Raw genomic sequence first — 14,220 nt, 5'->3', positions numbered from 1 at the left:
GTGCCAGGAATGAATATTGAAGTCAATGCGATTTTTCAAATTGCCGGCATTGGCATAATTATCGCCATGATACACACGGTGCTTAAACAGATGGGAAAAGAAGATTTCGCACATTGGGTCACCGTGATCGGGTTCGTCGTCGTGCTATTTATGGTTATCCGAATGCTGGACGGACTGCTGCAGGAAATAAAAACGATCTTTCTTTTTCAATAGGCGTGCTATGGAGATCATTCAAGTTGTTGGAATAGGGCTGATATCGACCATATTGATTCTCGTACTGAAGGAACAAAAACCGATGTTCGCCTTCCTTCTCGCTACTGCCACTGGGATTCTGATCTTTCTGTTTCTAATCGGCAAGATTGGAATGATTCTGTCCACACTGGAGCGGGTGGCAGAGTCATCGGGGATGGAAATGATCTATTTAAAGACCGTGTTCAAAATCATAGGGATTTCTTATATCGCTGAATTTGGAGCACAGATCGTGCGCGATGCAGGGCAGGAATCAATTGCTTCCAAAATAGAACTCGCCGGAAAAGTCCTGATTATGGTACTAGCTGTACCTATTATCAGCATCATTATTGAAACGGTCATGAAGCTGCTACCTGCTTAAAGCGATTGAATTAAGCCAAGCAACGATTAGGGAGGAGAAGTTATGCAAGAGCGCAGTGTTTTTCGTCCTCCAAAATTAAAAATAATACTGCTGCTGCTCCCCTTTCTCTTCATTCTATGGTTTGCAGGTACAGCTCAGGTGGCCATAGCTTCTCCAGCAACTCCAGCACCTGGATCAGGGAATTCCTCCCCAGTAGACCAGTGGGTCAAGGGTCAGGTGAGCAATTTGCCAACGGATAAGGTGGAGTCGTACTGGGATCAACTGATGAAGGATTACGGAGGTTTTTTTCCAGACGGGGCAACACCTTCGCTTATGGACATGCTGCTTCCGGGGGATAAGGGACTCAGCTTGCAGAGTGTGTTATCAGGACTTCTTGGCTTTATGTGGCATGAGGTGCTGTACAACGGGAGGCTGCTGGTCACGATTGTCATGGTCAGTGTGCTCAGCATGATACTGGAGACGCTGCAAACCGCTTTTGAGCGAAAAACGGTCAGCAAGGTGGCTTATACGCTCTGTTATATGGTGGTGCTAGTGATTGCCGTGAACAGCTTCAATGTTGCTATCGGTTATGCGAAGGATGCTATCGACCGGATGATTGATTTTATGATGGCCATGATTCCGCTGTTGTTCGCTTTGCTGGCTTCGATGGGGAACATCGTTACTGTCTCGGTCACACATCCACTGATTGTTTTTATGATTCATACCGTAGGTACTCTGATTCACACCATTGTCTTTCCACTATTATTCTTCTCTGCTGTGCTTCATCTCGTAAGTGCATTGTCGGAGAAATATAAGTTGACTCAATTGGCGAATCTGCTAAGAAATATCGGGGCTGGATTGCTAGGCGTACTGCTCACTGTGTTCCTCGGTGTGATTTCAGTCAGGGGAATTACGAGCTCAGTGACAGATGGTGTTACGATTCGGGCCGCTAAATATATCACAGGCAACTTTGTTCCGGTCATCGGAAAAATGTTCGCAGATGCCACAGACACAGTGATCTCCGCTTCACTTCTAGTGAAGAACGCCATTGGGCTATCCGGTGTCATTATCATTTTGTTCTTATGTGCTTTTCCAGCGATCAAAATCCTGGTGCTTGCTCTGATCTACAATGTTGCTGCTGCTGTAATGCAGCCATTAGGAGAGACGCCGATTGTGGTCTGCTTACAGACGATCGGAAAAAGCATGGTGTACGTATTCGCAGCTTTGGCAGCCGTATCGTTAATGTTTTTTATGGCCGTCACGATCATGCTAACCGCAGGAAATTTAACTGTCATGATGAGGTGACTATGCTGACAAAACCTAGCGGGTGCTTTCGAAGAGAGTTTTGTACGAAGTGATTTCACTAAAGGTTATGCTGACAAAACTTTAAGGAGGAAAAGATGAGCTGGTTAGGAGGATGGCTGCGGGAGATCATTCTTGTCGTATTGTTAGCATCGTTCGTTGAGTTGCTCCTTCCGAGTAAATCTATGGAGCGTTATGCGAGGCTGGTGCTGAGCCTCCTGATCCTACTTACCATGCTTAGCCCAATCGTTTCTCTCCTTAAAGGTGACGCAATAGCCGAGCTGAGTATAGCCATGGGGCGGCAGGAGAAAGAGGGAGGCTTGTTCACAGGAGGGGGAAGCGGAGATCCTTCTTTGGAAAAGATTCTGGCTGACGGGCAAAAGCTTGCGCAGGGGCGTCAGGATCAGAGCCTAAAGCTGGCGGCAGAAGAGGTTGCTGAACAAATGAGGGAGCAAATTATCAGCGAGACCGGCAAACGTGGGGTTAACGTCGCTGTAACGCTCGGTATGGCGAAATCCGGCGGTTCTGGTAACGAGGATATTCCTGTTATCTCCGCAGTGAAGGTCTCAATGTCCCCGGCGACAGGTAATCCCATAGGGGCTTCCGGAACTTCCAGCGCAGCGGCTGCTCCACCAATTGCAATCGCTCCAGTAGAGCCTGTTGAAGTGAAAATCGGTGCAAATCCAGAGAATGGATCAGCATCAGCAGATGAACCCAAAGCAGTAAACGGAAATGTATCAGAAGATAACAAAACTTCAAGTGAAACGGAATCCATCGTAAAGCTATTGGAACAAAAATGGGATTTGGATCCCAAAGTAATCCAAGTGGATGGCGGCATTGTGAATAACGTCAAGTTATGAGTCTGCAGCTTCTAAACTAACAATTTTAGGAGGGATAAGGCGTGGGCAATTGGCTGAAAAAGCTGGAGCAATGGGCTGGGGGCGGGGCTGGCAGTCCGAAGAGAAGCCATACTTTTCGCTGGCTAATCATCTTAGGCCTGCTGGGCGCAGCGATAATGCTGTTTAATTCCTTCGTCAATGTGAAGAAGATTGATAACGAGAATACAGGGCGTGAGCCGCCGCTGAATCAGTCCTCCCAAACGGCGCTGGTTCAGAGTGATCCAACAACATCCAATTCGTTCGACAGCATTGAACTGGCGATGGAGAATCGAATGAAGGAGATTTTGGAGAAAATCGTCGGTGTCGGTACAGTCGATATCATGGTTACCGTGGAGTCGACAGAAGAAATTGTTGTGGTGCGCAATATGAACGACTCCCAGCAACTTAGTGAAGAAACGGATGCCAGTGGTGGTAAACGTCACACGACACAATATACAAGGGATGGCGAAATCGTAACTTACTCGCAATCGGGCGATGAGACACCTATTGTGACGAAGCGGATTAAGCCTCAGGTCCGTGGTGTGCTGGTAGTTGCCAAAGGGGCAGAGAACAAGGTTGTCCGTGGACTCATAGAGCAGGCTATTGAGAAAGGCTTGAATGTACCGATTCAGCGGATTTCAGTAGTACCACGCAAACAAGAATAGCAGGAGAAAGTCAGTAAGTGAGTGCTTCCGAAGCAGCCACTAGATTAAATTTTAGGAGGAATAAGAAATGAACGGCAAAAGACAAACGATATGGTTGGTTTCTATGCTCAGCTTGATGGTGGTCCTCTCTGCATATTATTTATTTACTGAAGATTCAGGTGCATCGATTCCGAAAGACACAGCTGGGACAATGCAGGTAGATTCTTTGAAAAATGATACAGCGAACGCAGCATTACCAACGGTTGGCGACAAAGGTATCGTTGTGAATGAAGTCGTTAATCAAGGCGACGTTGTTGCGGATGGAGGCGTCGTAGATAACGCCAGCGGCACTACGAGCACTGACGATAGTGCAGCTACCGCAGCTACTGATGACAGTACAACTACAGCTGTTAAGGATGACAGCAGTAAAGCAGCGACAGACAGTGGTAATGCTGAGAAAGCTTCGACGGATACCGCTGCGAAAGACACCAGTAAAACTTCTGACACAGCAACTAAGGACACAGCAGCTAAGGATACAGTAACTAAGGATACGGCAGCTAAGGATACAGCGGCTACTACAACATCCAAAACCCCTGCTAAGAACGATAAAGAAATCTTGGATGAAGTAGCTTCACAAAGTGTATCGGCGAGCAGCATGTTCAATAACTACCTGTATGAACGTGATCAAAAGAATCTAAAGAGCCAACAAGACTTACTTGCTTTGATTAATGATATGGAGAAGACGCCTGCCGATAACGCAGTAGCTCAAGAGCAGCTCCTCAACCTTGAAGAAAAAGAATCTAAAATTAACGGTATCGAAGAGCAGCTCCAACAAAAATATGGAGAAGCCATCGTGAAGGAAGAAGCTGGAGACAGCTATAAAGTAGTCGTACTCAGTGACAAGCTGGATGTGAAACAAGCGGTTAGTATCGTTGATCTCGTGATGAAAGAACTGAGTGTGTCTCAGGATAAAGTTAGTGTTCAATACGTTTCCGAGAAATAATAAGATGTGAAATTCTAGGAAAAATGACGAAAGAGCTCGGGTTCTCCCGGGCTCTTTCCATTTCTAGTGTTTATGATATAATACATAAAGTTATCTTGTCCGCTTAAGAAGTGGCTTCGAGAGAAAGCTGAAGGAGTGAACTAATGTATGTTCAAGTTGAGCGAAATTAAGGAATTAATTAAATTGCTGGACCAGACCTCCTCTGTACATGAGTTGGAGATCGAAAGCGAAGGAATGAAGCTTGCAATTCGCAAACCGGATCGCCCTGAAGCTGATGGAACAGCAGTACAGGCGACTCCTTATAATGCCTATCCCTTTACGCCTGCCCCGCAGCCGCAGAGCGTGCAGCAAGTGCCTTATCCAGTAATCAGTGAGGTTCCTCCAGCGCAGCAGCCACAAGCCGTCGCAGAAGGCAAACTACATAAAATTGTATCTCCAATGGTGGGAACGTTTTATAGTGCCGCTTCTCCGGAAATGCCATCGTTTGTTAATGTTGGAGACCGTGTTGGTGAGAAAACTACGGTATGCATTATCGAAGCGATGAAGCTGATGAATGAGCTGGAAGCGGAGATTAAAGGTGAAATCGTGTCAGTACTGGCCGAGAATGGTCAGCTTGTAGAATACGGTCAACCACTATTCCTGGTTAAACCGGAATAAATACCGCAGATTACTTATGGAGCGGAAGCTTCGCAAAACTTTGGGAGGAAACGCATGAACATTCAAAAAGTGTTGATTGCCAACCGCGGCGAAATCGCGGTCCGCATTATTAGGGCCTGCCGAGAACTGGGCATTTCCACCGTCGCGGTCTATTCGGAACCCGACCGGGATTCACTGCATGTCCGGTTGGCTGATGAAGCTTACTGCATCGGTCCGATGCCGTCCAAGGACAGCTATCTGAACTTTACAAATATTATGAGTGTAGCCACCTTAACAGAATGTGATGCCATCCATCCTGGTTATGGATTTTTAGCTGAAAATGCAGATTTTGCAGAGATTTGTGAATCTTGCAATATTATCTTCATTGGGCCATCTCCAGATGCAATCAACCGTATGGGTGATAAAGCTGTGGCGAAGGAAACCATGAAGCTGGCTGGCGTTCCGATCATCCCGGGCTCAGATGGCCTCGTAGGTGATGTTGAGGAAGCCGTCATGCTGGGCCGTGATATCGGATACCCGATTATCATTAAGGCTACCGCAGGTGGCGGGGGTAAGGGCATTCGGATTGCTGAGGACGAGGAATCATTGGTGAAGCAGATCACTGCTGCACAACAGGAAGCGCAAAAGGCGTTCGGTAACGCTGGTGTATATCTGGAAAAGTACCTTACAGGTATGAAGCACGTAGAAATTCAAATTATTGCAGATAAGCATGGTAATGTAGTGCATTTAGGTGAACGCGATTGTTCCGTACAGCGTCGTCGCCAAAAGCTGATTGAAGAGGCTCCTTGTTCTGTGCTCACACCGGATATTCGCGAAGCGATGGGTAATGCTGCAGTTCGTGCAGCACTCGCTGTAAACTATTCGGGAGCGGGAACGCTTGAATTCCTGCTTGGTCCGGATGGACAGTTCTACTTTATGGAGATGAATACTCGTATCCAGGTGGAGCATCCGGTAACTGAAATGGTTACGGGTGTGGATCTGATCAAGGAAATGATCTCTGTTGCAGAAGGAAATCCTTTGTCTTTTACACAGGAAGATATCGTAATTAATGGTTGGTCGATTGAATGCCGTATCAATGCGGAAGATCCAGAGCGTAATTTTATGCCTTCACCCGGTAAAATCGGCTTTTATTTGCCGCCTGGAGGTCTCGGTGTTCGTGTAGACAGCGCGGCGTACCCTGGGTATACGATTTCCCCTTTCTATGATTCTATGATTGCAAAGCTGATTGTATGGGCACCTACACGTCAGGAAGCGATTGCAAAGATGAAGCGCGCCTTGGCTGAATTTGCGGTGGAGGGAATCCACACTACGATCCCTTTCCATCAGAAACTGTTGGAGCATCCTGTGTTTCTGGATGGCAATTTTGACATCAAGTTTCTGGAAGAGCATGAAATTTAGGACGACTTCGCTTTGTTTGTCATAAAGTTCGTCAAATGATATAGTATGTTTAATAAGAGACGTGCTTTACGCTTGAATTTATGAGAATCTTTGTTGAAAGGTGTGAAGTCTAAAATGAGTACATTGCCGACAGAATACGAACGGACAGAAATCGGTGAGATCCAGATTGCTCCTGAAGTGATCGAGGTGATCGCAGGTTTAGCGACCGTTGAGGTTAAAGGTGTAGCAGGCATGAGCGGTGGTTTCGCCGGTGGTATTGTTGAGCTTCTCGGACGTAAGAACTTGTCCAAAGGAGTTAAAGTAGAGGTTGGACAACGCGAAGCTGCAGTGGATGTTTCTGTAATCATTGAATATGGTAACCGTCTTCCTGAAGTGGCTGCTGAAATTCAGCGTAATGTTAAGCGTTCCATCGAGACTATGACTGGTCTGACTGTTGTGGAAGTGAATGTGCATATTCATGATGTACAATTCAAGAACAACAACACTGTAGACAAGAACGAGGAAGCTGAAACTGTTCTTCGCGTGAAATAACAGTCGTCGTTCTTCCATAAACCCCCGACAGCAAAGTCGAGGGTTTACTCTAATTTAAGGAGGTTATGAGACTCGTGGCAAAAATTTTGGACAGACTTTTGCTGTTTGTCTACAGCTTAAGTATCGGAATATTATCTGTTATTGCCATCCTCCTCTTGAGCGGTGCTATTCCTAAAACTTTGGAGATTGAGAATGGACCAGCAGCTTATATTACTGCAATTGTGGTAGCAGTTGTCTTGTTCCTTCTGAGCATCCGATTTTTCTACATCTCTTTGCGTCGTGATCGTGCTTCTTTACCTTCTGTTGATCAGCGTACAGAGTATGGGGATATCCAGATTTCAGTGGAGACCATTGAGAATCTGAGTCTGAAGGCTGCCGGTAAAGTGAAGGGAATCAGAGATCTCAAATCGCGTATTCGCGTTTCTCAGGCTGGCCTTGAAATTACAATTCGCGCAGTAGTGGATGGTGAACATTCATTGCCGCTATTAACCACAGAAGTGCAACGTCAGGTGCATGATTTTGTGCAGGAGACAACCGGTATTCCGGTTGCAGATGTGTCTGTGTACATTGCTAACCTCACGCAGTCTCCAAGCTTCAAAAGTCGAGTGGAATAGAGGTGAGTTTCCCTTATGTCTTGGAAAGAAGTATGGGAAAGTCACGGGGGTAGAATCGCCGGAGTGACTTTCGGCATTGGTCTAGGTTTGATCTATTTAATTTGCGGTTTTTGGGATATGTTGTTCTTTGCACTGGTAGTGTTCATCGGATATACGCTCGGCAAAAGAAAGGATAACGCAGAAGCTCCCCTGTTTCAGTGGCAGGAGCTGATCACGCGTCTGTCCGGACGCTGGCGTCCCTTCAAATGAACCGCGATAGTCTTTTTCCCGGAGCAGGAAGCCGTAAGTTTGTGTTGTCCAATGCGCCAGGAAGAAAGGCTTTGCGGTTTTTTTAATTAAGAAATTTATCATTAACGGACAATAATCCTCTAAGGATTAGGGATAGAAGTCGAAGAATTTGGGCTTAAAATAATTGTAGGCGAAGCAATTAAAAGTTTGAATGATTATCACACTAGAGGTGTGAAGTTCTATCTATGGTTGCCCGACGTTGTAGAAGTTTAAGTAAACATGTTAATGCGATATAAGATTTTAGGAGGAACACATGAAAAGACGTATAGCGAGAGAGATTATTGTCCAAAGCCTGTATCAGATGGAAATGAACGATGTAGAAAGCGCGGATGCCGTAGAAATGCTGCTGGAGGAAGCTTCAGAGGAGAATGAAACCGAGCGTGTAATTACGGACGAGATTCAGCTCAAGCACTATGTGGTGGAGCATGTAAACGGAGTATGGGAGCACAAAGTTGCGATTGACGATATGCTTGAGCATTACTTGAAGGGCTGGCAGATGAGCCGTTTGTCACGTGTCGATCGTCAGATTTTACGTCTTGCGGCTTATGAAATGGTGTTCGCGAATGATGTTCCGGCGAAGGTTGCTGTGAATGAGGCTATTGATTTGGCCAAGCATTTTGGAACGGATGATTCCGGTAAGTTTGTAAACGGTGTGCTTGGGAAGATGATTCAAGAGATCGATACAATTAAAGCTGACCATTCTTAATATTAAAAAAAGTAAGAAAGTTTGAGTTTGTATCTATTCTTTATGTCTTATATTTCTCGCTTAAACGCTTATCGTCCTAATAAGGACGTCGAAGGCGTTTATGCTTGTACAATAGTAAAGTATATAAAAGGGGAGAGACTATCATGACAGCAGCAATCATCAGTGGTAAACAAGTATCTGAGGAAATTCGTATTGGTATTGCCCAGGAGGTTGCTGAACTGGCGAAACGCGGCGTGAAGCCCGGTCTGGCAGTAATTCTAGTAGGTGAAGATCCAGGGTCACAGGTTTATGTTCGTAACAAGGAAAAATCCTGCATCAGCCTTGGTTTCCATTCGGAAGTGCATAAACTGGATGAGTCTACTACTCAGGAAGAATTGCTGGCTCTCGTAGCGCAGCTTAATGGACGCGATGATATTGATGGGATTCTGGTTCAGCTTCCGTTGCCTAAGCATATTGAGGAAAAAGCCGTTATTGATGCAATCTCTGTGGAGAAAGACGTTGACGGCTTCCACCCTGTAAATGTAGGTAACCTAGTGATTGGTGCAGACAGTCTGCTTCCTTGTACACCTGCTGGTGTAATTGAACTAATCAAACGTACAGGAACAGGTATGGCAGGCAAACATGCTGTGGTCATTGGCCGCAGTAATATCGTAGGCAAGCCGGTATCTTTGTTGCTGCAACGTGAGAATGCTACTGTAACGATGTGTCACTCCCGTACAGCTAATATGCAAGAAATTAGCCGCCAAGCAGATATACTGGTTGTAGCGATCGGACGCGCTAATTTCATTGATGCTTCGTATGTGAAACCGGGTGCTGTTGTCATTGATGTCGGTATGAACCGTTTGGATAACGGTAAGCTTGCGGGTGACGTTGATTATGATAGTGCAAAAGAAGTTGCCGGATACATCACACCTGTTCCGGGTGGGGTTGGTCCGATGACCATTACAATGCTGATGAGCAATACGCTGATTGCGGCTAAACGCCGTCACGGCTTGGAATAGGGGTAGGATTCATGGCGGCAGAGCGGCAGGTCTATTCGATAAAAGAACTCAACCGTTATATCCGCATGAAGCTAGACTCGGATACGTTACTTTCGGATGTATGGATTCGCGGAGAGATTTCCAACTTTACGCATCACGGCAGCGGTCATATGTATTTCACGCTAAAGGATGAGAGCAGCCGGATCAAGGCGATTATGTTCGCTTCCCATAACCAGCGCCTGCCGTTTATTCCGAAGGAAGGTGCCCGGGTTATCGCTAGAGGTAATGTGACCGTATATGAACGGGACGGGCAGTACCAGTTCTATGCCACACATATGCAGCCGGATGGAATTGGTAGTCTATATTTAGCTTATGAGCAGCTGAAGAGTAAGCTTGAGCAAGAGGGGCTGTTTGCAGAAGCGCGTAAACGGCCGTTGCCCCGCTTTCCGAAGTGCATCGGCGTAATTACTTCGCCAACGGGTGCAGCTGTACGGGATATCGTGATTACACTCCAGCGGCGGTTTCCGCAGGTGGCAATTGTAATCTATCCCGTACTGGTGCAAGGCAAAGGCGCCGCGCCTTCGATTGTGAAGGCGATTGGAGCGCTGAACCGCATGGGTGAGGCCGACGTACTTATCGTCGGCCGCGGCGGCGGTTCGCTTGAGGAGCTGTGGGCGTTCAACGAGGAGGAAGTCGCGCGAGCGATATCGGCATCAAGCATTCCGGTCATCTCGGCCGTTGGCCACGAGACCGACTTCACGATTGCCGATTTCGCCGCCGACCTCCGCGCGGCTACGCCCACAGCGGCCGCGGAGCTGGCCGTGCCACATGCCGGCGAGCTTGCTGCGCAGCTTCGCGGGCAGCAGCAGCGGCTGCGCCAAGCGCTGCAAAGACGCGCCCAGCGCGGACGCGAGCGTCACGCGGGGCTGGAACGCTCGCTGGCGCTGGCAGGCCCGCGCCGCTCGCTGATGCAGCACACGCAGCGGCTGGATCAGCTGCGTGAGCGGCTCCAGCGCTCAGCGGATGCACGGCTCAGCCGTTCCCGCGAGCGCAAAGCTGTGCTGCATCATAGTCTGCAGCGCTTCCATCCGCACGGCAGTGTTGCCGCTGCGCGGCAGCGCACCGAGAGCATACGCCGTGAGCTGATGGGTGCCATGCAGGCCCGCCTGCAGGAGAAGAAATCTCGCTATGTAGCGGAGATTCGTCATCTGGATGCGCTGAGCCCACTAAAAGTCATGTCGAGAGGCTACAGCTTAGTCTATGACGAGGCAGAAGAACATTTAATCAAATCGCTGAACGAAGTACAGCTTGGCGATCTTGTAGTGATAAAGATGAATGACGGACAGCTGAACTGCCAGGTATGGGGAATGAAGGAGGATGGCAAAGACGATGACGAAGGAAGCGGAACTTGATTTTGAAGGCGCCATGGACCGGCTGGAGGAAATCGTACGTGAGCTTGAACACGGCGACGTTCCCCTGGAGAAGGCCATCGATTTATTTCAGCAAGGTATGAAGTTATCTCAGCTTTGCGGCAGCAAGCTTGAGCAGGTAGAGCGTAAGATCGAAATGATTACCCTAGAGGACGGAGAACTGCGTAAGAAGCCGTTTGGTGCACGTCTGGAAGGGGACGCCGATGACTCGCTTTGAGCATGAGCTTGAGAGAAACTCTGAAGGAGAAACACTGCGTCAGCCACTGGAGGATTACATCGCGTCCTTAAGCGATCTAGTCTCAAATGAACTAGAGGTTATTCTCCCCACACAATGGATGGTTCCAGAGAATTTGCAGCAAGCCATGAAGTACTCACTTATGGCTGGGGGCAAACGCCTCCGGCCACTGCTGGTGATTATCGCATGTGAAGCACTGGGAGGAAGTCGAGAGGCTGCCCTGCCTGTCGCTGCTGCTATAGAGATGGTACATACCTACTCGTTAATTCATGATGATTTACCTGCCATGGATAATGATGATTATCGGCGTGGAAAGCTTACGAATCATAAAGTCTTTGGGGAAGCTACAGCGATCCTTGCGGGTGATGCGCTTCTGACCCATGCTTTCTACAGTGTGGTACAAGCCTCGCGTAAATTTGGCGTCCCTGCGGAAAGTGTACTATCCATCGTGGAGGATTTGGCGGAAATGGCAGGTCCTCGTGGTATGGTTGGCGGTCAGATTGCAGATATGGAAGGCGAGCAGGGTCTAACCGATCTTGCACAGCTAAAGTACATTCATCTGCATAAGACAGGAGATTTGATTATCTTCTCGCTACTAGCTGGCGGTCGTATTGCAGGCGCTAACGAGCAGCAGCTCAAGGCCTTACATGAATTTGGAACAGCCGTTGGACTCGCTTTTCAGATCCAAGATGACATTCTAGATCTGGTTGGGGACGAAGGCAAGCTTGGTAAAAAGACAGGCAGTGATGTCAAACAGCATAAGGTAACCTATCCTTATTTTATTGGCCTCGAAGCCTCGCGTGAAGAAGTGAAGCAGCTTACAGAAACAGCCCGTAATGCTGTACTGAACGGCGGCTTTCACGACCACCAGCGTCTGCTGGAAATTGCAGATTATTTAATGGCACGAGATCACTAATTATGAAATTTCGAAACGGCTGTATTTCGACAGCCGTTTCGTTTGTGTTATAATGGGTTTTATATAATTTACAACATCTAGGAAAGCGGGGAACTATACGTGCTGCTTCCACAAATAAATGATCCTGAACAACTGAAATCTCTGTCAATTGATGAGTTAAATACTCTAGCGGAGGAAATTCGTCGATTTCTGATTGAGAAGCTTACAGCAACTGGTGGGCACCTTGGATCCAATCTTGGAGTCGTGGAGCTCACTTTGGCTTTGCATTATTGCTATAACAGTCCTCGGGACAAAATGATTTATGACGTTGGTCACCAGGCCTATGTCCATAAGATACTAACCGGTCGCCAAGACCGTTTCGACACCTTGCGTAAATATCAGGGCTTGTGCGGATTTGTTAAGCGCTCCGAAAGTGAGCATGATGTGTGGGAAGCTGGACACAGCAGCACCTCATTATCAGCAGCAATGGGGATGGCGATGGCCCGTGATCTCAAGGGTGAAGACAACAAAGTAATTGCCGTGATCGGTGACGGAGCACTTACTGGCGGAATGGCGTTTGAAGCACTTAACCATATTGGTCATGAGAAGCGTAAGCTAATGGTTATTTTGAACGACAATGAAATGTCCATAGCTCCTAACGTAGGGGCGATGCACAATTACTTAAGCAAGATTCGTTCAGATCGCCACTATTTGCGTGCTAAAGATGAGGTTGAAGGGCTGCTTAAGAAGATTCCGGCCATCGGAGGGCGTTTAGCGAAGACCGCTGAACAGTTAAAGAACAGTCTTAAATATATGATGGTACCTGGTGTATTGTTTGAAGAGCTTGGCTTTACGTATCTCGGCCCGGTGGATGGACATGATTTAGAGAAAATGATTGATACCTTCCACCAAGCAGATAATGTGGCTGGACCTGTACTTGTGCATGTATTGACGACCAAAGGCAAGGGCTACAAACCGGCTGAGACCGATTTCTATAAATCGCATGCTATTTCGCCTTACAAAATTGAATCGGGTCAGTCGCTTAAAGCTGTGGGTCCGCCAATGTACACCGAAGTATTTGGCAGTACGTTAATTGAACTGGGCCGGGAGGATTCGCGTCTGATTGCAGTTACGCCTGCGATGCCAGGAGGCTCGGGCTTATTCCCATTCGCGAAGGAATTTCCGGATCGTATGATTGATGTCGGGATTGCGGAGCAGCATGCGGCTACACTTTGTGCAGCTTTGGCTATGGAAGGGATGAAGCCGGTATATGCGGTGTATTCCACCTTCATGCAACGTGCCTATGATCAGATCGTTCATGATATTTGCCGTCATAACGCAAATGTTATGTTCGCTATTGATCGCGCTGGATTTGTAGGTGCGGATGGTGAGACTCATCAGGGTGTGTACGATGTTGCCTTTATGCGCCATATTCCGAATATGGTGATGATGATGCCTAAAGACGAAAATGAGCTGCGTCATATGATGAAGACGGCGCTTGAATATAATGACGGCCCGATCGCTTACCGATACCCTCGAATTAATGGTACAGGTGTGACGATGGATGCAGAGATGCATACCATTCCAATCGGATCGTGGGAACGTCTGCGTACTGGGGAAGGTTATGCGGTTGTTGCTTGCGGTCCTATGGTTCAAGTGGCTGAAGAAGCCGCTGATTTGTTGAAGCGTGAAGGAATTCAGGTGGGCGTCGTGAATGCGCGTTTCCTGAAGCCGCTAGATAACTCCATGCTGCTTGATTTGGCTCACGCTGGAACCAATATGGTTGTTATTGAAGAGGCTAGCCAAGCGGGAAGTCTCGGCAGTGCGGTATTAGAATTCTATGCAGAGCATGAAATTTATGATGCTCGTGTACATCTGATGGGTGTACCTGACATCTTTGTGGAGCACGGCTCCATTAAAGAACAGCGCCAGGAAACAGGTCTTACTGTAGAAAAACTATGTGCACGTATCAAGTCCATGATGGCTTTGAGTGCTTATAATTACAAAACAACTTCGACTTCCTAAGTGGAAGCCGGAAATTAGCAACCCTTTGAACGATCGGGAGATGAC

Annotated in this window: 17 protein-coding genes; all 17 read left to right on the top strand. The window is 47.5% G+C overall.

All coding sequences use genetic code 11. The annotated features are described in order from the left end of the window. Nucleotides 1-9 precede the first annotated feature (9 nt). The 17 genes from spoIIIAC to dxs all read left to right on the top strand — a co-directional run bounded on the left by spoIIIAC (nucleotide 10) and on the right by dxs (nucleotide 14,175). Nucleotides 10-213, top strand: a complete 204-nt coding sequence (gene spoIIIAC, locus NSU15_RS21350; protein ID WP_036682849.1) for a stage III sporulation protein AC — start codon at nucleotides 10-12, stop codon at nucleotides 211-213. 7 nt (nucleotides 214-220) lie between these two features. Continuing rightward, complete coding sequence (gene spoIIIAD / locus NSU15_RS21345) at nucleotides 221-610, top strand: stage III sporulation protein AD (protein ID WP_042129828.1); 390 nt, start codon at nucleotides 221-223, stop codon at nucleotides 608-610. A 42-nt stretch (nucleotides 611-652) separates the two neighbouring features. Further along, nucleotides 653-1,894, top strand: a complete 1,242-nt coding sequence (gene spoIIIAE, locus NSU15_RS21340) for a stage III sporulation protein AE (RefSeq protein ID WP_076121744.1) — start codon at nucleotides 653-655, stop codon at nucleotides 1,892-1,894. 95 nt (nucleotides 1,895-1,989) lie between these two features. Beyond that, nucleotides 1,990-2,751, top strand: coding sequence for a stage III sporulation protein AF (gene spoIIIAF, locus NSU15_RS21335; RefSeq protein ID WP_339287468.1), 762 nt, complete (start codon nucleotides 1,990-1,992; stop codon nucleotides 2,749-2,751). A 41-nt stretch (nucleotides 2,752-2,792) separates the two neighbouring features. Then, complete coding sequence (gene spoIIIAG, locus NSU15_RS21330) at nucleotides 2,793-3,434, top strand: stage III sporulation protein AG (RefSeq protein WP_042129823.1); 642 nt, start codon at nucleotides 2,793-2,795, stop codon at nucleotides 3,432-3,434. Nucleotides 3,435-3,501: 67 nt separating this feature from the next. Next, nucleotides 3,502-4,416, top strand: coding sequence for a SpoIIIAH-like family protein (locus NSU15_RS21325; RefSeq protein ID WP_339287467.1), 915 nt, complete (start codon nucleotides 3,502-3,504; stop codon nucleotides 4,414-4,416). Nucleotides 4,417-4,563: 147 nt separating this feature from the next. Then, on the top strand, nucleotides 4,564-5,073 hold the full coding sequence (gene accB / locus NSU15_RS21320) for an acetyl-CoA carboxylase biotin carboxyl carrier protein (RefSeq protein ID WP_042129818.1): 510 nt from the start codon (nucleotides 4,564-4,566) through the stop codon (nucleotides 5,071-5,073). A gap of 54 nt (nucleotides 5,074-5,127) precedes the next feature. Beyond that, nucleotides 5,128-6,471 (top strand): acetyl-CoA carboxylase biotin carboxylase subunit, encoded by a 1,344-nt coding sequence (accC, locus tag NSU15_RS21315; protein ID WP_042129816.1) that lies wholly within the window; start codon nucleotides 5,128-5,130, stop codon nucleotides 6,469-6,471. A 114-nt stretch (nucleotides 6,472-6,585) separates the two neighbouring features. Next, nucleotides 6,586-7,002 carry an Asp23/Gls24 family envelope stress response protein gene (locus NSU15_RS21310; RefSeq protein ID WP_042132343.1) on the top strand — a complete coding sequence of 139 codons (417 nt, stop codon included), beginning with the start codon at nucleotides 6,586-6,588 and terminating at the stop codon, nucleotides 7,000-7,002. Nucleotides 7,003-7,076: 74 nt separating this feature from the next. Further along, complete coding sequence (amaP, locus tag NSU15_RS21305; protein ID WP_042129814.1) at nucleotides 7,077-7,616, top strand: alkaline shock response membrane anchor protein AmaP; 540 nt, start codon at nucleotides 7,077-7,079, stop codon at nucleotides 7,614-7,616. 15 nt (nucleotides 7,617-7,631) lie between these two features. Next, nucleotides 7,632-7,865 carry a DUF2273 domain-containing protein gene (locus NSU15_RS21300; protein ID WP_042129813.1) on the top strand — a complete coding sequence of 78 codons (234 nt, stop codon included), beginning with the start codon at nucleotides 7,632-7,634 and terminating at the stop codon, nucleotides 7,863-7,865. A gap of 292 nt (nucleotides 7,866-8,157) precedes the next feature. Then, nucleotides 8,158-8,610 (top strand): transcription antitermination factor NusB, encoded by a 453-nt coding sequence (gene nusB / locus NSU15_RS21295; protein ID WP_042129811.1) that lies wholly within the window; start codon nucleotides 8,158-8,160, stop codon nucleotides 8,608-8,610. A 143-nt stretch (nucleotides 8,611-8,753) separates the two neighbouring features. Next, nucleotides 8,754-9,611: a bifunctional methylenetetrahydrofolate dehydrogenase/methenyltetrahydrofolate cyclohydrolase FolD gene (gene folD / locus NSU15_RS21290; protein WP_042129810.1), complete on the top strand. Its 858-nt coding sequence runs from the start codon at nucleotides 8,754-8,756 to the stop codon at nucleotides 9,609-9,611. An 11-nt stretch (nucleotides 9,612-9,622) separates the two neighbouring features. Next, nucleotides 9,623-11,002, top strand: coding sequence for an exodeoxyribonuclease VII large subunit (gene xseA, locus NSU15_RS21285; RefSeq protein WP_076121751.1), 1,380 nt, complete (start codon nucleotides 9,623-9,625; stop codon nucleotides 11,000-11,002). Continuing rightward, a complete protein-coding gene (gene xseB / locus NSU15_RS21280) occupies nucleotides 10,980-11,237 on the top strand; it encodes an exodeoxyribonuclease VII small subunit (protein ID WP_042129807.1) in 258 nt (85 codons plus the stop codon). Before xseA ends, xseB begins: the two co-directional genes overlap by 23 nt. After that, nucleotides 11,224-12,171: a polyprenyl synthetase family protein gene (locus tag NSU15_RS21275; RefSeq protein WP_339291410.1), complete on the top strand. Its 948-nt coding sequence runs from the start codon at nucleotides 11,224-11,226 to the stop codon at nucleotides 12,169-12,171. The genes xseB and NSU15_RS21275 overlap by 14 nt, the downstream gene beginning before the upstream one ends. A gap of 99 nt (nucleotides 12,172-12,270) precedes the next feature. Beyond that, on the top strand, nucleotides 12,271-14,175 hold the full coding sequence (gene dxs, locus NSU15_RS21270) for a 1-deoxy-D-xylulose-5-phosphate synthase (RefSeq protein ID WP_339287466.1): 1,905 nt from the start codon (nucleotides 12,271-12,273) through the stop codon (nucleotides 14,173-14,175). Nucleotides 14,176-14,220: the final 45 nt, after the last annotated feature.

It is taken from the genome of Paenibacillus sp. FSL E2-0201 (assembly GCF_037963325.1).
GTDB lineage: Bacteria > Bacillota > Bacilli > Paenibacillales > Paenibacillaceae > Paenibacillus_AQ.
This window is presented reverse-complemented; position numbering and strand designations above follow the sequence as displayed.

Bases quoted from the DNA above. Each gene is read 5' to 3' on its own strand.
- spoIIIAC (WP_036682849.1), top strand. From the start codon at position 10: ATGAATATTGAAGTCAATGCGATTTTTCAAATTGCCGGCATTGGCATA.
- spoIIIAD (WP_042129828.1), top strand. From the start codon at position 221: ATGGAGATCATTCAAGTTGTTGGAATAGGGCTGATATCGACCATATTG.
- spoIIIAE (WP_076121744.1), top strand. From the start codon at position 653: ATGCAAGAGCGCAGTGTTTTTCGTCCTCCAAAATTAAAAATAATACTG.
- spoIIIAF (WP_339287468.1), top strand. From the start codon at position 1,990: ATGAGCTGGTTAGGAGGATGGCTGCGGGAGATCATTCTTGTCGTATTG.
- NSU15_RS21325 (WP_339287467.1), top strand. From the start codon at position 3,502: ATGAACGGCAAAAGACAAACGATATGGTTGGTTTCTATGCTCAGCTTG.
- accB (WP_042129818.1), top strand. From the start codon at position 4,564: ATGTTCAAGTTGAGCGAAATTAAGGAATTAATTAAATTGCTGGACCAG.
- accC (WP_042129816.1), top strand. From the start codon at position 5,128: ATGAACATTCAAAAAGTGTTGATTGCCAACCGCGGCGAAATCGCGGTC.
- NSU15_RS21310 (WP_042132343.1), top strand. From the start codon at position 6,586: ATGAGTACATTGCCGACAGAATACGAACGGACAGAAATCGGTGAGATC.
- NSU15_RS21300 (WP_042129813.1), top strand. From the start codon at position 7,632: ATGTCTTGGAAAGAAGTATGGGAAAGTCACGGGGGTAGAATCGCCGGA.
- nusB (WP_042129811.1), top strand. From the start codon at position 8,158: ATGAAAAGACGTATAGCGAGAGAGATTATTGTCCAAAGCCTGTATCAG.
- folD (WP_042129810.1), top strand. From the start codon at position 8,754: ATGACAGCAGCAATCATCAGTGGTAAACAAGTATCTGAGGAAATTCGT.
- xseA (WP_076121751.1), top strand. From the start codon at position 9,623: ATGGCGGCAGAGCGGCAGGTCTATTCGATAAAAGAACTCAACCGTTAT.
- xseB (WP_042129807.1), top strand. From the start codon at position 10,980: ATGACGAAGGAAGCGGAACTTGATTTTGAAGGCGCCATGGACCGGCTG.
- NSU15_RS21275 (WP_339291410.1), top strand. From the start codon at position 11,224: ATGACTCGCTTTGAGCATGAGCTTGAGAGAAACTCTGAAGGAGAAACA.